General features: G+C 68.4%; 14 protein-coding genes. 13 read left to right on the top strand and 1 reads right to left on the bottom strand.

The features are described 5' to 3' along the window. Positions 1 to 192 precede the first annotated feature (192 nt). Positions 193 to 2,904, bottom strand: coding sequence for a M1 family aminopeptidase (locus O9271_RS08115; RefSeq protein ID WP_298268125.1), 2,712 nt, complete (start codon positions 2,902 to 2,904; stop codon positions 193 to 195). 100 nt (positions 2,905 to 3,004) lie between these two features. Here O9271_RS08115 and O9271_RS08110 point away from each other — a divergent pair, with 100 nt between their 5' ends. The 13 genes from O9271_RS08110 (at position 3,005) to O9271_RS08050 (ending at position 16,468) form a co-directional block, all read left to right on the top strand. Further along, complete coding sequence (locus O9271_RS08110) at positions 3,005 to 3,613, top strand: sigma-70 family RNA polymerase sigma factor (RefSeq protein WP_298268122.1); 609 nt, start codon at positions 3,005 to 3,007, stop codon at positions 3,611 to 3,613. After that, complete coding sequence (locus tag O9271_RS08105; RefSeq protein ID WP_298268119.1) at positions 3,610 to 4,536, top strand: anti-sigma factor; 927 nt, start codon at positions 3,610 to 3,612, stop codon at positions 4,534 to 4,536. Before O9271_RS08110 ends, O9271_RS08105 begins: the two co-directional genes overlap by 4 nt. Before the next feature lie 129 nt (positions 4,537 to 4,665). Then, positions 4,666 to 5,973: a hypothetical protein gene (locus O9271_RS08100; RefSeq protein ID WP_298268117.1), complete on the top strand. Its 1,308-nt coding sequence runs from the start codon at positions 4,666 to 4,668 to the stop codon at positions 5,971 to 5,973. Then, positions 5,973 to 6,671 carry a hypothetical protein gene (locus tag O9271_RS08095; protein WP_298268116.1) on the top strand — a complete coding sequence of 233 codons (699 nt, stop codon included), beginning with the start codon at positions 5,973 to 5,975 and terminating at the stop codon, positions 6,669 to 6,671. Before O9271_RS08100 ends, O9271_RS08095 begins: the two co-directional genes overlap by 1 nt. A gap of 54 nt (positions 6,672 to 6,725) precedes the next feature. Beyond that, a complete protein-coding gene (locus tag O9271_RS08090) occupies positions 6,726 to 8,852 on the top strand; it encodes a protein kinase (protein WP_298268114.1) in 2,127 nt (708 codons plus the stop codon). A 93-nt stretch (positions 8,853 to 8,945) separates the two neighbouring features. Further along, positions 8,946 to 10,274, top strand: coding sequence for a CHRD domain-containing protein (locus O9271_RS08085; RefSeq protein ID WP_298268110.1), 1,329 nt, complete (start codon positions 8,946 to 8,948; stop codon positions 10,272 to 10,274). Between the two features lie 283 nt (positions 10,275 to 10,557). Further along, positions 10,558 to 10,941, top strand: coding sequence for a DUF5360 family protein (locus O9271_RS08080; RefSeq protein ID WP_298268107.1), 384 nt, complete (start codon positions 10,558 to 10,560; stop codon positions 10,939 to 10,941). Between the two features lie 168 nt (positions 10,942 to 11,109). After that, entirely contained in the window at positions 11,110 to 11,307 is a 198-nt protein-coding gene (locus tag O9271_RS08075; RefSeq protein ID WP_298268105.1) for a hypothetical protein, read from the top strand. A gap of 120 nt (positions 11,308 to 11,427) precedes the next feature. After that, positions 11,428 to 11,736 carry a hypothetical protein gene (locus O9271_RS08070; RefSeq protein ID WP_298268103.1) on the top strand — a complete coding sequence of 103 codons (309 nt, stop codon included), beginning with the start codon at positions 11,428 to 11,430 and terminating at the stop codon, positions 11,734 to 11,736. A gap of 67 nt (positions 11,737 to 11,803) precedes the next feature. Continuing rightward, entirely contained in the window at positions 11,804 to 13,456 is a 1,653-nt protein-coding gene (argS, locus tag O9271_RS08065; RefSeq protein ID WP_298268101.1) for an arginine--tRNA ligase, read from the top strand. Further along, complete coding sequence (locus O9271_RS08060; RefSeq protein ID WP_298268099.1) at positions 13,453 to 14,397, top strand: PfkB family carbohydrate kinase; 945 nt, start codon at positions 13,453 to 13,455, stop codon at positions 14,395 to 14,397. The genes argS and O9271_RS08060 overlap by 4 nt, the downstream gene beginning before the upstream one ends. After that, the gene (gene purM / locus O9271_RS08055) at positions 14,394 to 15,449 is read left to right on the top strand and encodes a phosphoribosylformylglycinamidine cyclo-ligase (protein WP_298268097.1); all 1,056 of its coding nucleotides are present in this window, start codon (positions 14,394 to 14,396) and stop codon (positions 15,447 to 15,449) included. The genes O9271_RS08060 and purM overlap by 4 nt, the downstream gene beginning before the upstream one ends. Then, on the top strand, positions 15,449 to 16,468 hold the full coding sequence (locus O9271_RS08050; RefSeq protein ID WP_298268095.1) for a hypothetical protein: 1,020 nt from the start codon (positions 15,449 to 15,451) through the stop codon (positions 16,466 to 16,468). Before purM ends, O9271_RS08050 begins: the two co-directional genes overlap by 1 nt. The last annotated feature ends 36 nt before the right edge of the window (positions 16,469 to 16,504 follow it).

The following is a 16,504-nucleotide window of genomic DNA, read 5'->3' as shown; positions in this document are numbered from 1 at the left end:
CGGACGGAACGCGAACGTCCGACCAGACACGGACGGACGGCTCGGGGAGTGTCGTGACCAGCGATCACGGACCTGCGGCTGGCGAAAGGCATCGCGGGGTGATTGGACGGTTGGGTGATGGGACATCGCGAAGCTACCCCCCAAACCGAATCCCGCCAGATGTGACCAACCCGTTTCACGACCACCGGGGGACTACTGATACGACTGAATTACACGGCTTTTCGGGTCGCCGGCGGTGCCCCGCTCTCCCTCGTCGCCGTACCGCGCACGGATGCGCACCGCCCGCTCCAGCTCGTCACGCACCTGCAGCACCTTCTGCCGCAGGTCGGTCGGCAGCCCGGGTTCGCCCGCCAGCCAACCGTCCACGATCGCCAGCGCCTCGCGTTCGCTCTGCCCGCCAAGGGTGGACGCGAGCCAGCTCCCCAGAAAGAAGATGCGGCGATTCCCCTGGATCCACCGGAGCGTGTCCAGCGCCGGGACCAGATAGCGCCGGGTGAGTTGCTGCTGCTCCCCCTCGTGAAAGGCACGCAGGCTCGAGGTCACCCACTCCTCGTTCAGCGTTCCGTCCCGGAACCACCGATCGAAGTACTGCTGCTTGGTCGCGCTGTCGGGGGCCGCGGCGCCAGCCACGAACGCCAGCCGCGCTCCCTCCGTGGTGCCATCGCGCCGCCGTTCCGCCGCGAGCAGCGAATCGGCGTCCGGGCTGCCACTCGCGACCAAGCGGGTCACCATGGCCCATCGCGTCGGGGCGCGCAGCACCAGCCCTGCCGCGCTGTCACTCGCCAGCCACTGGCGCAGCTGCTGACGCGCCCCCTCCCCACGCGCCATGCCGATGAACGCATCGAGGTGGCTCTTGCGTATGCCATAGCTCCTGGCACTGTCCTGCGCCCCCGCCAGCAGCAGCTGCTCCACCGTCGGCTGCAGCGACGCCCGCAGGGGCGGCGTCGCGTACCGGCTCACGCTGGTCACGAGGCGTCCCACGAGGGAGGCCGCCAGCTGCTCGTCACGCTCCCCAGGCAGCGCCCGCATGGCGGCGTGCGCAAAGCGCGCCGGTGCCAGTCCCCCCTCCCGTACCAGATCCCACAGCGCCCCCCACAGCATGGCGCGCAGGAAATCGTCGGGTACCTCCGCGATGTGCTGCTCCATCCACCGCACGCTCGCGCTGTCGGGGAGCACGATGGCGTACCCGTAATCGCCCTCATTGGCGAACACGAAGGCCGGGGCCGGCCGCCCTATCGCCGCCGTCACCTCGGTGCTCGCGCCGCGCAACTCCACCGGCAACTGCACCGCCGGCGCATCGGCGTAGTGCAGGCGTACCTGCACCTTGAGTGGCCAGCCACCGGGACCACTCAGCGCCGGTTGCGCCGCGCGCTGCACCAGCCGCAAACGCGTGATCCGGCCGTCGCGCACCTCGAGTTGCTGCGTGATGACCGGCATGCCGGGACGCAGCATCCACTGCTGGCCCCATTCACGCAGGTCTCGCCCGGCGGCGCTGCCAATGGCCTGCAGCAACGCCGGCCACGTTGCGTTGCCATAGGCATGGCGGCGCAGGAACTGCTGCACGCCGCGCTGAAAGGCCCGCTCGCCCACCAGGTACTCGAGCTGCCGCAGCACCGCCGGCGCCTTGTTGTACACGATGGGCCCGTAGTTGCTCTTGGCCTGATCCAGGTTGCCCAGCGCCTGCCACACCGGCGTCGTGCCGGCGGTGGCGTCGGTGCCGTACGCGGTCGGCTTGTTGCGCAGGTAGAAGGTCTTCCACGCGTTCGACGTCGGCTCCAGGGCGGCCTGCATGCGCGCGGCCATGAAGGTGGCGAAGCCCTCCTTGAGCCAGAGGTCATCGAACCAGCGCATGGTCACGTAATCGCCGAACCACTGGTGGGCCACTTCGTGGAACGTCGTGGCCTGCCGCCCCAACAGCTGCGACGTGGTGGGGCGCTCCCGGTAAATGAAGCTCTCCTCGTTGTAGAACACGGCACCGGGATGCTCCATACCGCCAAACGGAAACGCCGGGGCCAGCAGGGCGTCGTACTTGTCGAAGGCATAGGGCACCCCGAAGTACTGCCCCAGCCAGCGCAGCGCGCGCGCATTCATGGCCAACAGCGTGTCCGCTTCCGCCTCGGCCGCCCGTGAGCGACGCACGTACAACGACGTCGGCACCGCCGCGCCTCCCGGCGCAATCACCTCCGCGCGGGTGAAGCGCTGCCAGGGGCCGGCGGCGAACGCCATGAGGTACGTGCTCAGCGGCTGCGTGGGGGCAAAGACATGGGTCACGCCCGTCGCCCCGCTGTCTCGGCGCACCAGCGCGCCGTTGGCCAGCGCCGTCCACGCCGCCGGCGTCGTGAGCTGCAGGGTCAGCCGCGCCTTGAGATCAGGCTGGTCGAAGCTGGGGAAGAGCAGGTGCGCGTCGGCGGGAACGAGCAGCGTATACAGATAGGTGCTGCTGTCCGACGCATCGCGCGTGCGGATGATGGCGGCACCGGCGTTGGCGACGGGCGTCGTGAAGTCGAGCGTGATCGTATTGCGCCCCGGCCGCACGAGGGTACCCGGCACTGTGAGATGGTGCCGGTTCCACGCGTTGGCGGCCTCCGGCCACGCCGACCCATTGAGCCGTGCGTTACCCACGCCGAGGCCACGGAAGTCGAGGATGATCGCCCCCTGGCGGACGGCGGTGAAACGCACCGTGACCGTCCCGCTCGCGGTGTCACCGACACCGACGCGCAACGCCAGCTCGTAGCGCACGTCCCGCAGCTGCGTGCGTCGCCGTTCGGCCAGCTCCGCCGAGACTCCCGGGCCGGTAAGCGAGGCCGACGATGTGCCGGCAGGCGCCGACTGGGCCGGCACGGGTGACCGAACCAGCGCCAGGGCACCGGCTGCGATCGTGAGGGAGAGGAGAAGGGTGTTCATGGGCCCAAAGTGCGGCGGCCGGCCAGCTGGTGTAAAGTCGCGAGGCTCGCTGCCGGCCGGCTCCGGGAATACCTTCGCCCGTCGCCCCCTCTCCTTCCGCATGCCGAAGCCTGTTCCTACCTCCATCGAAGATCGCCAGCGGGAGTACGAGGCCCTCGTACTCCCGCATCTCGATCGTCTGTTGGGGTTTGCCGCACGCCGGACGGCCACGCTGGTGGATGCGGAGGACGCGGTACAGGACACCTGCGTGAAAGCGTGGGCCGCATTTGACGAGCTGCGCGACCCCGGCAGTGTGCGCGCCTGGCTGTACCGGATCCTGCGTTCGGTGCTCAGCGAGTCGATCGAGCGTCAGACCCGTCGCGCCCGCCTGCTCCCCATTACGCGGCTCGACGACGTGCACGAAACACTCGTCGCCAGTTCGAGCGACTCGGTCTTCGACGAAATCGTGGGCCGGCTCGATCGCGAAGTCTTGCAGGCGGCGCTCGCCGCCATCCCGGAGGATTTCGCGACCGCCGTGGAATTGCACGACATCGAGGGGTTCACATACGCCGAGATCGCGGAAACCGTGGGGGTACCCATCGGCACCATCATGAGTCGTATGTCCCGCGGGCGACGATTGCTCGCGGCGGTGATCGCCGAACGGGGACGAGAGTGGGCACTGGGGCCGCAGCCGGAGTCCGGTGTCCGTCGCATGCCGAGGTCGTCATGAATGAGTTTCCGAGTGGGGCTGCATCCGTCTGGCTGCCACACGACTGGCGGCGTGAGGTCGAACAGCACGACATTATCGCTTCGTTGTTGGCGGCCTATGTCGACGGGGAGTTGCCGCCGGAGACCGCGACGCAACTCGATGCGCACCTGCGTGAATGCGCCCGATGCGCCAGAGACGTGGGGATGCAGCGCCAACTCGCGGCCGGCCTGGGGCAGATCGGTGGCCCGCTGGCCTCGGCCGCACTCCACACACGTATTCGGCAGTCCATCGCCGCCCTGCCGGCGCCGGGAATCGCCCCGCAGTCAGCGCTGTCTGGGACGCGAGGCTGGCGTTTCGGTCGCTGGGGCTGGGGGGCCGTCGTCGTACTCATCGCGGCTCTCTGGCTGGGCCGTGTCCTGCTGCCGGCGCATACCGCCGCGGAAACGGGCGCCGAGGGTGTTCCCGTTGCTGTGGTTGGCGACGCCCCGTTGCTCGACTCGCTCGCCGTGCAGTGGCGTGCGCTGTCCCCGGAGAATCTGCCGGGGCGGGAGCGCGACGTGGATGCGATTCGGCGCGCGCTGGGGGGGCCGGTCTTCCCGCTCGAGTCGCCTGGGCTCGATCTCGCCGCAGCGTGGACGACCACTGCGTGGGGGGAACTGCTCGGCGTGCTCGCCTATCGCTTCGATGGCCGACTGGTGGTGCAGTTCACGATCCCGGAAGCGCTGCTTGCGAGATCGGGATCGTTGAGTGCCGCGCTGGCACGGTCCCCCGTGGTCCTCACGGGTGAGGACGCTCTCAGCATGGTGCTGTGGCGCACGCCAGGCGGCGCGACGGTGCTGCTCGGGAACACGTCGGTGGACCAGTTGCGTGCATTCCAAACGGCGTCAGCGGCACGCGAGCGGGTGGGGACCAGCAGCACCGCGGAGCGAGTCCGCCGCCCATGAGCGCAGCAGCAAACTGCCCTGTGGTGGGCCGTACGCATTGCCAATCGCACGTACGGCCCGCCTATTGGGGACGTGCTTGCTCACACAACTTCCTCGCGTCGACTGTGCCCATGGTGGCTCCTCACCGCCGTGCTCTGGCTTGCGAGCGCGACGGGTGCCGGCGCGCAACAGCGCGACACCGTGTCCCGGGAATCGTCGGTCACACTCGATTCTCTCGCGGCGCGACTCGCCCGCACCGATTCGGCGCTAACGCTGCTGCGACAGCAGATCGCGACCGAATCGGCCAGCAGTGTGCGCTTGCGGTCGCGAATTCAACTGGATCTCTCTGCCCGTGTGGTGGTGAACAGCGCCGTGACGCGGGGAGCGGTGTCCGCTGCCGAAGTACCCGTGTTCGCCGCGCCCGTACGTGGCGCTGCCGCGACGGCCGCGCGCCCGTCGGTGTTCAGTATGACGATGCGGCAGGCCCTGCTGGGGGGCAGTGCGAGTATGGACAGTGTCGCCGGCGCCACGCTGCTGGCCGACTTCGAACTCGACTTCTTCGCGCGCGCGCTCGACGCCACGCCACCGCTCTTTCCCGAGCCGCGGCTGCGCACCGCACGGGTGTTTCTCGTGTGGCCGCGCGCTGAGGTAATGGTGGGCATGGAGACGCCGCTCGTCTCGGACCTCAATCCCATCAGCGTGGCCGGGGTGGCCATTCCGGTGTTCGCGGCGGCGGGGAACCTCTGGAACTGGTTGCCCCAGTTTCGGCTCACGCGCACGCTGGTGACGCGCGGGGAGTGGGCGGTGGCGGCTCAGGGCGCGATACTGTCCCCCAATGCCTCCGAGCGACCGCTCAGCAACACGGTCCCCACTGACATCGGTCAGGCCAGCGGACGCCCGGCACTCCAGTCGCGCGTGCGTCTCCGGCGTGGGCACGACCTCGACGACCGTGCCGCGCAGGGCGTGTGGACGTCGGGCCTCGAGGTGGGACTCGGGACGCATTCGGCATGGCTGCAGTCGGTGCCCGGCGTTAACCGTCGCAGTTGGGCGGTAACCGCCGACCTTCACGCGGCCCTGGGGCACGGTCTCGAACTGCGCGGCGAGGTGTATCGCGGAGCGATGCTCCGTGGGCTTGGCGGCGGTGGGATCGGCCAGAACTTCGGGACGCGCAGTGTGCCCGGCAACGAGTTTGGGCCCCCGTTGACCAACACCGCGGGCTGGCTGCAACTCAACACGCAGTGGCACCCCGTGCTGGTGCACGGCGTGGGATGCGGCACCGATCGCGTGCACGGCGGCAGCGCCGATCGTCGGCGCAATGGTGTCTGTGCCGTACATACGACGTGGCGGCCGGCGATGCCCGTGTTTCTGAGCGTGGAATATCGAGGATTTCGTACCCGATATCCCGACGGGCTGTGGCGCGCGAGTCATTGGAATCTGTCGGTGGGCGTGGATCTCTGATGCGAACGCTCGCCCACGGGCGATGTGCCCGCATGCTGCTGGTGCTCTCCTGCGCGGCGCTCTGCACCCAGCCCGCCCGTGCCCAGGGACACGTACGCGGACAGGTGCGGTTGATAGAGCGGGCTGGGGCGCCGTCCGCTTTGCTGACCGACGTCATCATATCGCTCGACGGTGACGCGGGGGGCGCCAAGCGCCCCTCGTGGCTCGACAAGGCGACCGTCGGTATGCGCCTGCGTGAGTTCGAACCACATGTGCAGATCATCGGCGTGGGCGGCAGTGTGGCGTATCCCAATCAGGATCCATTCAGCCATAACGTGTTCTCGAACTCGTCGCTCGGGGCCTTCGATCTCGGCCTGTATCGGTCGGGAAAGACACGCTCGGCCACGTTCAGCGCGCCCGGTGTGTACGCCGTCTATTGCAACATCCACGCGCGCATGGCGAACTACGTGGTGGCAGTCCGTACGCCGTACGTTACGCGCGTCCGGACGAACGGCACGTTCGAGATTGCCAACGTACCGGCCGGTACGTGGACGTTGCGCGTGTGGCATGAGCGCGCGGCGGAGCACATCGAAACCATCCGGGTGACCACTGAGGATCTCGCGCTCACGCTCGCGCTCGATGCGCGGGGCTACGTTGCCAAGGCGCACAGCAACAAGTTCGGCCAGCCGTACGCGGCAACGCGCGCCGACCGGTACTGAACGGTGTCCGCCCGGAGCGCTGCGCCGAGGGCGTGGCATCGGCTGTCGTGGCGCGTGTTCACCGGAACCGCGGCGCTGGTGTTGCTCCTGTTGGCGATGGTGCTCGCCTTGGGGACCGTCGGGGCGCGTCGGGCGGCGCGCAACGCGGCGCGGCAATCGCTCGAGCAGTCGGCCGATCTCGTGGCACAATTGCTGGCGGGGCGGGGCCGGAGCCTCGGTGGCGGGGCGCGGGTGTTCGTGCAGGGACCGTACTTCCGGACGCTCGTCGCCGAGCGCCGCCGTGACGACATCCTCGACCAGACCTTCGAAGCCGCTGAACAGCTCGAGGCCTCGTGGGTGTTCATCACCGACGACAACGGCAACCTGATCGCCAAGTCGGACGAGCCGTCGGCGTTCGGTGAGCCCATGGCCCGCGTGCCGTTGGTATCGGGGGCGCTGCGAGGGCAGGTCACGACTGGGTTCGGCGGCTCGGGCGACTCGGTGCTGTTCCAGGCCACCGCCGTCCCCATCGCCGCGCCCGGTGGCATGCCGTTCGGTGTGCTCGTCGCCACGCGTGTCCTCGACAGTCTCGCCGCGGCCGATATCGCGCTGGCGACCAATCAGGCGGTGCTCTTCTTCGTGCTCGATGCCGAGGGGCGCAAGCGCATGGCCGCGACAAGTCTGGCCAGCGACACCGCACTCCGCCGTGCCGTAGTGCAGGCGGTCTCCCCCACGGCGCCCGCGGCAGGCCGTGCGCATCAGGAGGTCGAGTTCGACGGTCGCACATGGATGCTGCATCGCAGCACGCTCGCGACTGCCGGTGGAACGCCCGTCGGCGGGTATGTGGTTTTGCGGCTCGCCGACGACGCACTCGTCAGTCTGGAGCCCGTACGTCGCTCGCTGCTGCTCGCCGCGATCCTCGGCCTGCTCGGCGCCCTGATCGCCGCACGGCTGACATCGCGAGCGGTGGTACATCCTGTCGCGGCCATGACGCAACTGGTGCGTCACGTCGTGGAGCAGGGTGGGGCACCGGCCAACCCGCTGGGCAGTACGCCAACGGGCGCATTGTATGGCTCCGCGGAACTGTCGGCGCTCGCCGACGCGGTCGACTCCCTGGTTGTTGAATCGAACGATCAGGATACGGTGCGAGCGCTCCTCGCGGCGCATCCCATGATTGGGGCCGAGTTTACCATGAAGCCGCGAGCCACCACGGCGCGTACACTGGCGTTCCGCCCCACGGCGTCGCGCGCGACGGCGTGGGCGCCGGGGATGTTGTTCGCACAGCGCTATCGCCTCGACGAGGAACTTGGCCGCGGTGAACTGGGCATCAGCTTTCGTGCCCGAGACACGGCCCGTGGCCAGGTGGTGGCGCTCCGTCTGCTCCCGACGGAGCCTTCCGCGGCCGAGGGCACGGCGGCATCGCCGCGGGGCGACATGGTCGCCCCGCCACGACCTGCCGTGGTTCACCGACATCTGGTGCAGACCCTCGACGTCGGCGAGGCCGACGGCGTGCGATTCGTGAGTGTCGAATTCGTGGACGGTCTATCGCTGGCCGATCTCCTGCAGCTGCGTGGGGCGCTCGACACGTGTGCTGTCGCCGCCATCGCGCGCGCCATGCTGCGTGGGGTGGCCGCGTTGCATGCGCACGACATCACGCATGCGAACATCACGACCCGCAGCGTGCTGCTGTCGCGCGCTGGCGTGGTCAAGCTCGGTGACTACGGGATCACCCGTCGCGCCCGTCGCCAAGCGCGAGAGGCCGCGGGAAGCGACACGGCTCCCGCCATCACCGGCGGGCGAGTCGGTGCGCCGGAGTACATGGCACCGGAGCTGTTGATCGGTGGCATGCCCAGCGCCAAGGCCGATCTCTACTCGATCGGCGTCGTCTTGCACGAGTGTCTCATCGGGACCACGCCGTTCGGCTCGCGGTCGCCGATCGAGGTGCTGGGGAGCAAGCTGGGTTCGCTGACCCCGCGGGCCGCGGCGTCGATGGCGAGCGAGCACGAACCGGTGTCCGAGTCGCGGCGGTCGGAGCGGTCGCCACTGCCCGTGCGCACGCCCGGCGCAGCGCCCCGTCCGTCGGAATTGCTGTCGCTCGTTCAGTACATGATTCACCCCGATCCCGATCGCCGCCTCGGGGTAGCCACCGAGGCCCTCGCCGCCTGGGTGAGGGTGGGCCACCTGTCGGGAGTGCTCCGATAACCGGGCCCGCGGGAATAGTGTGCGGGCCCATTCCGTCTGCCATCCGGTTCGACGCGACGCGCGTCATGCTTCCACTCACCCGGAGAGATCGGAATGTCGTTACCAGCTATGCAGGCCGTATGGATCCGCGCCGTGCGGATCGGCGCCGTGCTCCTCGTCAGCCTCGCGGCAGCGTGCGGAGGTGGCGCCGATGGCGGAACGTCGCCAGCGCCGGTTGCCGCCACCATTACCATCGCGGCGGCGTCGAGCGGGCCGCTGGTGAGTGTGGGAGATTCGCGCGCGCTTACGGCTACCGTAACTGATGCGCGCGGCGCCAGTATTTCGGGGGGCTCGGTCACCTGGATCACCAGTGACGCGAGCATCGCCACGGTGTCCGGAAGCGGCACTACCGCCACGGTCACGGCCGCCGGCAACGGAAGCGCCACCATCACGGCCACGAGTGGCACCGCGCGCAGCACCATTGCCGTGGAGGTGGCCCAGCGTTATGCGCAGCTCACCGCCACGGTCGGCGCCTCCAGCATGGCCATCGGGGCCACCGGTCCGCTGACGGTGACGGCACGCGACGGACGCGGTAATCCGATGAGTGGCAGCACGGGCGCGACGTTCACCACCAGTGATCGAACGAAAGTGCTGGTGAGTCCCACAGGGGTGCTCACCGCCGTGGCGCCAGGTACTGCAGTCATCACCACGTCGCTCACGCGCGACGCGACGACCGCGACCGCCACGACGAACATCACGGTCACCGCGCCCGTGGCAGCGGCCGCTTCCGCAGCGGTACAGGCCACCGACGCCAACCTCTTTACGCCGCCCACGATCAACGTGGCGCAGGGCGGAACGGTCACGTGGACCTTCGGCGGTATCGGCCACAACGTGGTGTTCCAGTCGAGTGGGGCACCCACCAACATCGGCGTGACTTCGGGATCCTCGGCACAGCGCGTCTTCGAAACGATCGGCAGCTACCCATACGCCTGCACCCTGCATGCCGGCATGACGGGAACCGTGAACGTCGTGGCGAGTGCGCTCTTTACGCAGATGAATGGGGCCAACGAGCGGCCCAATGCCGTGAACACCATGGCCAACGGTGCCGCCGTGTTCACGCGCAGCGGGAGCACGATGACCTACGTCGTCACCTATCAGGGCATCGCCAGCAATCCCACCGGTATGCACATCCACGCGCCGGCGGGCCCCAATGGCACCGCGGGGATCATCGTCGATCTTATGCGCACCCCGCTCACGGGCACCAGCGGCGTACTCACTGGGTCGTTCTCGGCCACGGACATTCGCGGTATCGCCGGGCAGCCGCCCATTTCGCTCGATTCGCTGTCCACCATTCTTCGGAATGGGCAGGGGTATGTGAACGTGCACTCGTCACAGTTCCCCGCCGGCGAGATCCGGGGCCAACTCGGCCCCGCGTCCCCCTGACCACGCGCATCGCGCTCGCCGGGATGGACTTCGGCGAGCGCGATGTCGTTGGTCACGGAGCGCACGAACGCGTCGGCGGGCACGCTGCCGCCCGCCAGACGGTGCTCGCGCGGTCGGCGATCGCGCCCTATACTCGACGGGTCGTCGACCCGCCCCGATTGGAATTCTTATCCCGACGCGCTGGCGCGGCCTGCGCCGGTTCTTCTCCACTCGTTCTGGAGGTCCTGTGCCGCCGCCTCAAGGCTTCGCAGCGCTTGCTGCGCCCCGAGGCCTGTTCGGGCTGATGGTCGGTACCGACGTCGCGCTGCTTGGCTACTGGCTTGTCACCGCGCTGGCGGGTGCAGGCATGGTTGCGCTGCCGCCCGAATGGCTCTATTCCGACTACGCCAATCCGGCGGTGGTGGCCTGGAACTGGTCGTTCATGCCGCTGGACGTGGTCTTTTCCTGCCTCGGTTTGCTGGCTGCGTGGCGCTACCGCCGCGGCCACCCGGGCTGGCGCGAGCTGGCGCTGCTGTCCCTGCCGCTTACCTCCACCGCCGGGTTGATGGCGGTTTCCTACTGGGCCATCCGCGCCGAGTTCGACCCGGCTTGGTGGCTGGCGAACCTGTTCCTGCTTGTCTGGCCGTTGCCCTACATCCTGCACCTGGTCAGGGCTCCGCGAGGGTAATGAGCGGTGTTTCCATGGGGCGGGTGCGATGCCCCCGATCAAGGGTGTCGGAACCCGCGTCATCGGATTCTCCCTACCCGAATCCCCGTGCCGAGATGGCGTGTTGCCAAGAGACCGTGCGTCGCGCGCGGCGTCGCGGGCAGCGTCGGAAACCTCAACACCACGCCGGTGACCCTCGTACGCACCGGAGCGACCCGCGTCGCGGCCTTCTCCATGTTCTGCCCGCACGCCGGAACGCGGATCTACGTGGTGAACAACGCGAGCTTCCGCTGCCCGAATCAAGGGGCGCTCTCGTATAGCGCCGGCGTCAATCTCCCCTCGTCGCCGCCGCGCACCACGAACCTGCTGCGCCTCACGGTCACCTAAACGCCCGGGGCGCCAACGTTGCTCGTGTCCCGACCCGGAAATCGGCCCCTCAGCCGTTGAACCCGCTCCCCGGAATGGCTACGTTAAAGGGCTGTCAGACCTCAGCCAACTTTCGTAGCCATGCCAACTTACGAGTTTCGCACGCCCGACGGCACCATCATCGAGCGGATCTTCAAGATCAGCGAAGTCCCCGACACCGTCACGCTCGACGACGGAAGCGTGGCCGCGCGCATCATCTCCGGTGGTGCCGGGCTGCTCTTCAAGGGGTCGGGGTTCTACATCACCGACTACGGCAAGGACGGCAAAAAGGATCAGCGCGCCGCGCCCGCCTCGGGCGGCGGATCGTCCGACACCAAGAGTGACGCGCCCAAGGCGGAATCCAAGAGCGAGTCCAAGCCGGCTGCGGCTCCTGCGCCCAAGTCCGAGTGATGCCGGCCGTCGGGCACCGTCCCGTGCATGACGGCCGCGCGCCGTCTTTTCTCTTTTCGCCCCTCCCGTGACCCACGCCGACGCCCTGCGCGCGGAACTCGCACGCGCGGCGCGCACGCTCGGTGCGCCCGACGACGTTTCCCCCATTCTCGAGCGGCCGCGTGATCCGGCGTTCGGTGACTGGGCCACCAATCTGGCCATGACGCTGGCCAAACCGCTCGGCAAGAAGCCGCGCGACATTGCCGAGACACTCATCGCGGCGCTCGATCGGCCCAGTGTGGGCATCGTGTCGGCGGAGATTGCCGGCCCGGGATTCATCAACATCCGTCTCGATCCCGGCTATCAGGCGCGCGGGCTCCTGCAGATCCTGGCGGCGCCGGAGCAGTGGGGGCGCCTCGACATCGGCCAGCAGCAGCGGGTGTGCGTGGAGTTCGTGTCCGCCAATCCCACCGGGCCGCTCCACGTTGGCCACGGCCGGCAGGCCGCCCTCGGCGACGCCATCAGTACGCTGCTCGAGTGGACCGGCTGGAACGTCGACCGCGAGTTCTACTACAACGATGCCGGTGCACAGATCGCCAACCTGGCCAAGAGCACGCAGGCGCGCGTGCGTGAGCTCGTCGGACACTCCCTCGAGATTCCCGAGGGCGGGTACCACGGCGCCTACATCGCCGAGATCGCCGAGCGCTACGTGCAGCAGCACCCCGAGGACCGTGACGGCAACGACCTCGATGCGCTGCGGCAGTTCGCCGTGGCGGCGCTGCGTCACGAGCAGGATCTCGACCTGCAGGCCTTCGGCGTGAAGTTCGACACGTACTACCTCGAGAGTTCGCTCTACACCGACGGGCGCGTGGAGCAGACCGTCGAGGCGCTCAAGGCCAGCGGCCATACGTACGAGGAAGACGGCGCGCTGTTCCTGCGCACCACCACCTTCGGTGACGACAAGGACCGCGTGATGAAGAAGAGCGCGGCCAAGGGGGGCGATTACACGTACTTCGTCCCCGATGTGGCGTACCATGTGACCAAGTGGGAGCGTGGCTACACCCGCGCCATCAACGTGCAGGGGGCCGACCATCACAGCACTACCACCCGTGTACGCGCCGGGCTGCAGGCGCTGGGGATCGGCATTCCGCAGGGATACCCCGACTACGTGTTGCACCAGATGGTGACGGTGATGAAGGGGGGCGAGGAGGTGAAGATCTCCAAGCGCGCCGGGTCGTACGTCACCGTGCGCGATCTCATCGACGAGGTGGGACGCGATGCCGTGCGCTACTTCTACCTCATGCGCAAGGGCGACTCCCAGCTCGTGTTCGACGTGGACCTCGCGCGCAGCCAGTCGGAAGAAAACCCGGTGTACTACATCCAGATGGCGCACGCCCGCATGTGCGGCATCTTCCGCGTGGGCGAAATCCAGGCCGCGACCGTCACCGGCGACGGCGTGGATCTGGGCGTGCTCAGCGAGCCGGCCGAGCAGGAGCTCGTGAAGCAGTTGCTCGATTTCCCCGCCATGGTGAAGGGCGCCGCGGACAACCTCGAGCCGCACCGCATCGCCGGGTGGTTGCTGGAGACCGCGCGCGCGGCGCACACCTGGTACCACAAGCATCACGTCCTCGGTGAGCCCGAGGCCATCACCAACGCGCGGCTCGTGCTGGCGCGTGCCTCGCAGCTCGGCATCGCCGCCGGGTTGCGCATCCTCGGACTGTCGGCGCCGGAGCGCATGTGAGCATTGCTGCACCCCGCATCAAGAACCCCGTGCTCGTCGTGGGGTCGGTGGCCCTCGATTCGGTCGAAACCCCATTCGGCAAGGCGGACGAGGTGCTTGGTGGGTCCGGCACGTACTTCTCGTCGTCGGCGTCGCACTTCACGCCGGTGCAGCTCGTGGGGGTCGTCGGTGACGACTACCCCGTGGACAAGCTCGAGCCGCTGGCCGCGCGCGGCGTGGATCTGGCCGGCCTCGAGAAGGCGGAGGGCACCAGCTTCCGCTGGCGCGGCCGCTACCGGCACGACCTCAACTCGGCCGAGACGCTCGAGACCCACCTCGGCGTGTTCTCGCACTTCCGCCCCAAGATTCCCGAGCAGTTCAGGCACTCGCCGTTCGTCTTCCTCGCCAACATCGATCCGCGCCTGCAGTTGCAGGTGCTCGAGCAGGTGGAGAAGCCGCGGCTGGTGGCCTGCGACACCATGAACTTCTGGATCGAGTCCCGCCGCCCCGAGGTCGTGGAGCTGCTGGGCCACGTGGATCTCATCACGCTCAACGACGCCGAGGCGCGCCAGCTCACCGAGCACACCAATCTCGTGCAGGCCGCGCGCTGGATCATGGACAAGGGCCCCAAGCACGTACTCATCAAGAAGGGCGAGCACGGGGCGTTCATGTTCACGCGCGAGAGCATCTTCTTCGCGCCCGCGTACCCGCTGGAGAGCGTGTTCGATCCCACGGGCGCCGGCGACTCGTTTGCCGGGGGCTTCATTGGCTATCTCGCCGCAACGGGCGATCTGAGCGAGCACAGCATGCGCCGCGCGGTGGTCGTGGGATCGGCAATGGGCTCCTTCGCGGTGGAGAAGTTCTCCAACGCGCGCCTGCTCGAGATCACGCGTGACGACATCGATCGCCGAGTGCACGAGTTCCGTCAGCTGGTGGCCTTCGACGCGGAGCTCGGCGCATGAGTACCCCACAGGACAAGCCGCCGCTCGACTACCGCAGCGCCGGCGTCGACATCGAGGCCGCCGACGACGCGAAACACCGCCTGGCGAAGCTCGTCCACAGCACCATGACCGCCGGGGCGCGCGGCGCGTTTGGCGGCTTCGGCGGCATGTTCCGTGTGCCCGAGGGGTACAAGGCGCCGCTGCTCGTGGCCAGCGCCGATGGCGTGGGCACCAAGATCAAGATCGCCATCGAGGCCGGTCGCCACGACACCATCGGGCACTGCCTGGTGAACCATTGCACCAACGACATTCTCGTGCAGGGGGCGGTTCCGCTCTACTTCCTCGACTACGTGGCGTTCGGCAAGCTCGAGCCGCCCGTGGTGGAAGGCGTCGTGGCGGGTGTGGCCGCCGGCTGCCGCGAGAACGCCTGTGCGCTCATCGGTGGTGAAACGGCGGAAATGCCCGGCGTGTACACGCCGCCCGACTATGACCTTGCCGGCTTCATTACCGGCATTGTCGAAGAAGACGCCGTGCTCGGTAGCGCGCGCGTGCAGCAGGGCGATGTGCTGGTGGCGCTCGGTGGCAACGGGCTGCACACCAACGGCTATTCGCTGGCGCGTCGCATCATCAGCGATCGACTCAAGCTCGGCGTGCACGACGTGTTCCCTGACGCGAACGGCGCCACCGTGGCCGACGTGATGCTCAAGGTGCACCGCTCGTATCTGCAGTGCCTCCGGCCTGTGCTTGGGCACGTCCACGCCATGGCGCACATCACCGGTGGTGGCCTGCCGGGCAATCTCAACCGGGCCCTCCCCGAAACACTCGATGCCGACGTGCATACGTCCACGTGGACCGTCCCCAGCGAGTTCCGGGTACTCGCGGAGGCGGGGCAGGTGGCCTCGCTCGAGATGTTCCGGGCCTTCAACATGGGAGTGGGCATGGTGGTCATCACGTCGGCCGACAACGTGTCGCACATCACGTCGCGCGCTGCGGCGTGTGGTATTGCGGCGTGGGAGTTGGGTACCGTGGTGCCCGGCACCGGCCGTGTACGGCTCGATGGGCAGGTCAGCTGATGCCAGGCGCACGCAGGGCTGCGGCTGCCGCACTGGTGCTGGTGTCGGCAACGCACGCGGGCGTGCGTGAACTTGGGGCGCAGACCACCGCCGGGAACTGCGCCACAGCCACTTTCGGCGGATTCAGCGGGGAGGACGCGTGCGTCAAGGCGCGCGACCTCTTCGCCTTTGTCATGCCGCAGGTCGGGGTGGCGTTGTCCGGCGGCAACCCCGTGCTCGGGGAGGGCGGCACCCTTGGTGGATGGGGGAAGCGAGCGCTCTCTCTGCGCGTCACGGCCGTCGATGGCCGCGTGCCGGCCAAGGCGGTGCCCATTCGCCTCACGGGTCCCGCCAGTTCCAACTTTGGGGCGAGTCGCGTGCCGGTCCCGGTGCCCTCGGTAGACGCCGCGATCGGGCTTTTCACCGGCGTTCCGGCGGGGCTCACCAACATCGGCGGGGTGGACCTGCTCCTCGGCGCCACCTATCTCCCCAACGTCACCAAGAACGGCTTCTCGGTGGCCCCGCAGACGTCCAGCGTGGCCTTGTCGTATGGCGTGCGCGTTGGCGCCCTGCAGGAGTCGTGGCTCGTGCCGGGGGTGAGCGTCAGCTACATGCGACGCCGGTTGCCCACCACCTCGTTGGGATACACGGCGGGCAACGACTCCATCACCGTGCGCAATCTCGCGGCGACGTCGAACAGCCTGCGGGTGGTTGTCAGCAAGCGCGTGACGATATTCGGATTTGCCGCCGGTGTGGGGCGTGACCAGATCGAGAACACCGCGGGCATGGAGGCGGTGGTGAACGAAACGGTGCTCAATCAGCAAACACGCGCGTTGGTCTCGCTCTTCGGGCTGCGCAACACGGTCACGCGCAAGAGCGCCTTTGCGAATGTGTCGCTGGGGCTCGGGCTGGCGCGGCTGGTGGCCGAATTTGGCTGGTCCGGCGCCGGCGATGCCGATCCGACCACCAACACCTTCGGCGGCCGCGCCGCCAACGAAGGCTATCGTTTCGGGTCGCTTGGACTCACGGTTCGGTTCTGACATCGGGCCGGCCCCCGGCCACGAAGCGCACGCGCC

This window comes from Gemmatimonas sp. (assembly GCF_027531815.1).
Taxonomy (GTDB): Bacteria; Gemmatimonadota; Gemmatimonadetes; order Gemmatimonadales; family Gemmatimonadaceae; genus Gemmatimonas.
The sequence above is the reverse complement of the archived record's forward strand: the minus strand, read 5'-3'. Positions and strand labels throughout refer to the sequence as shown.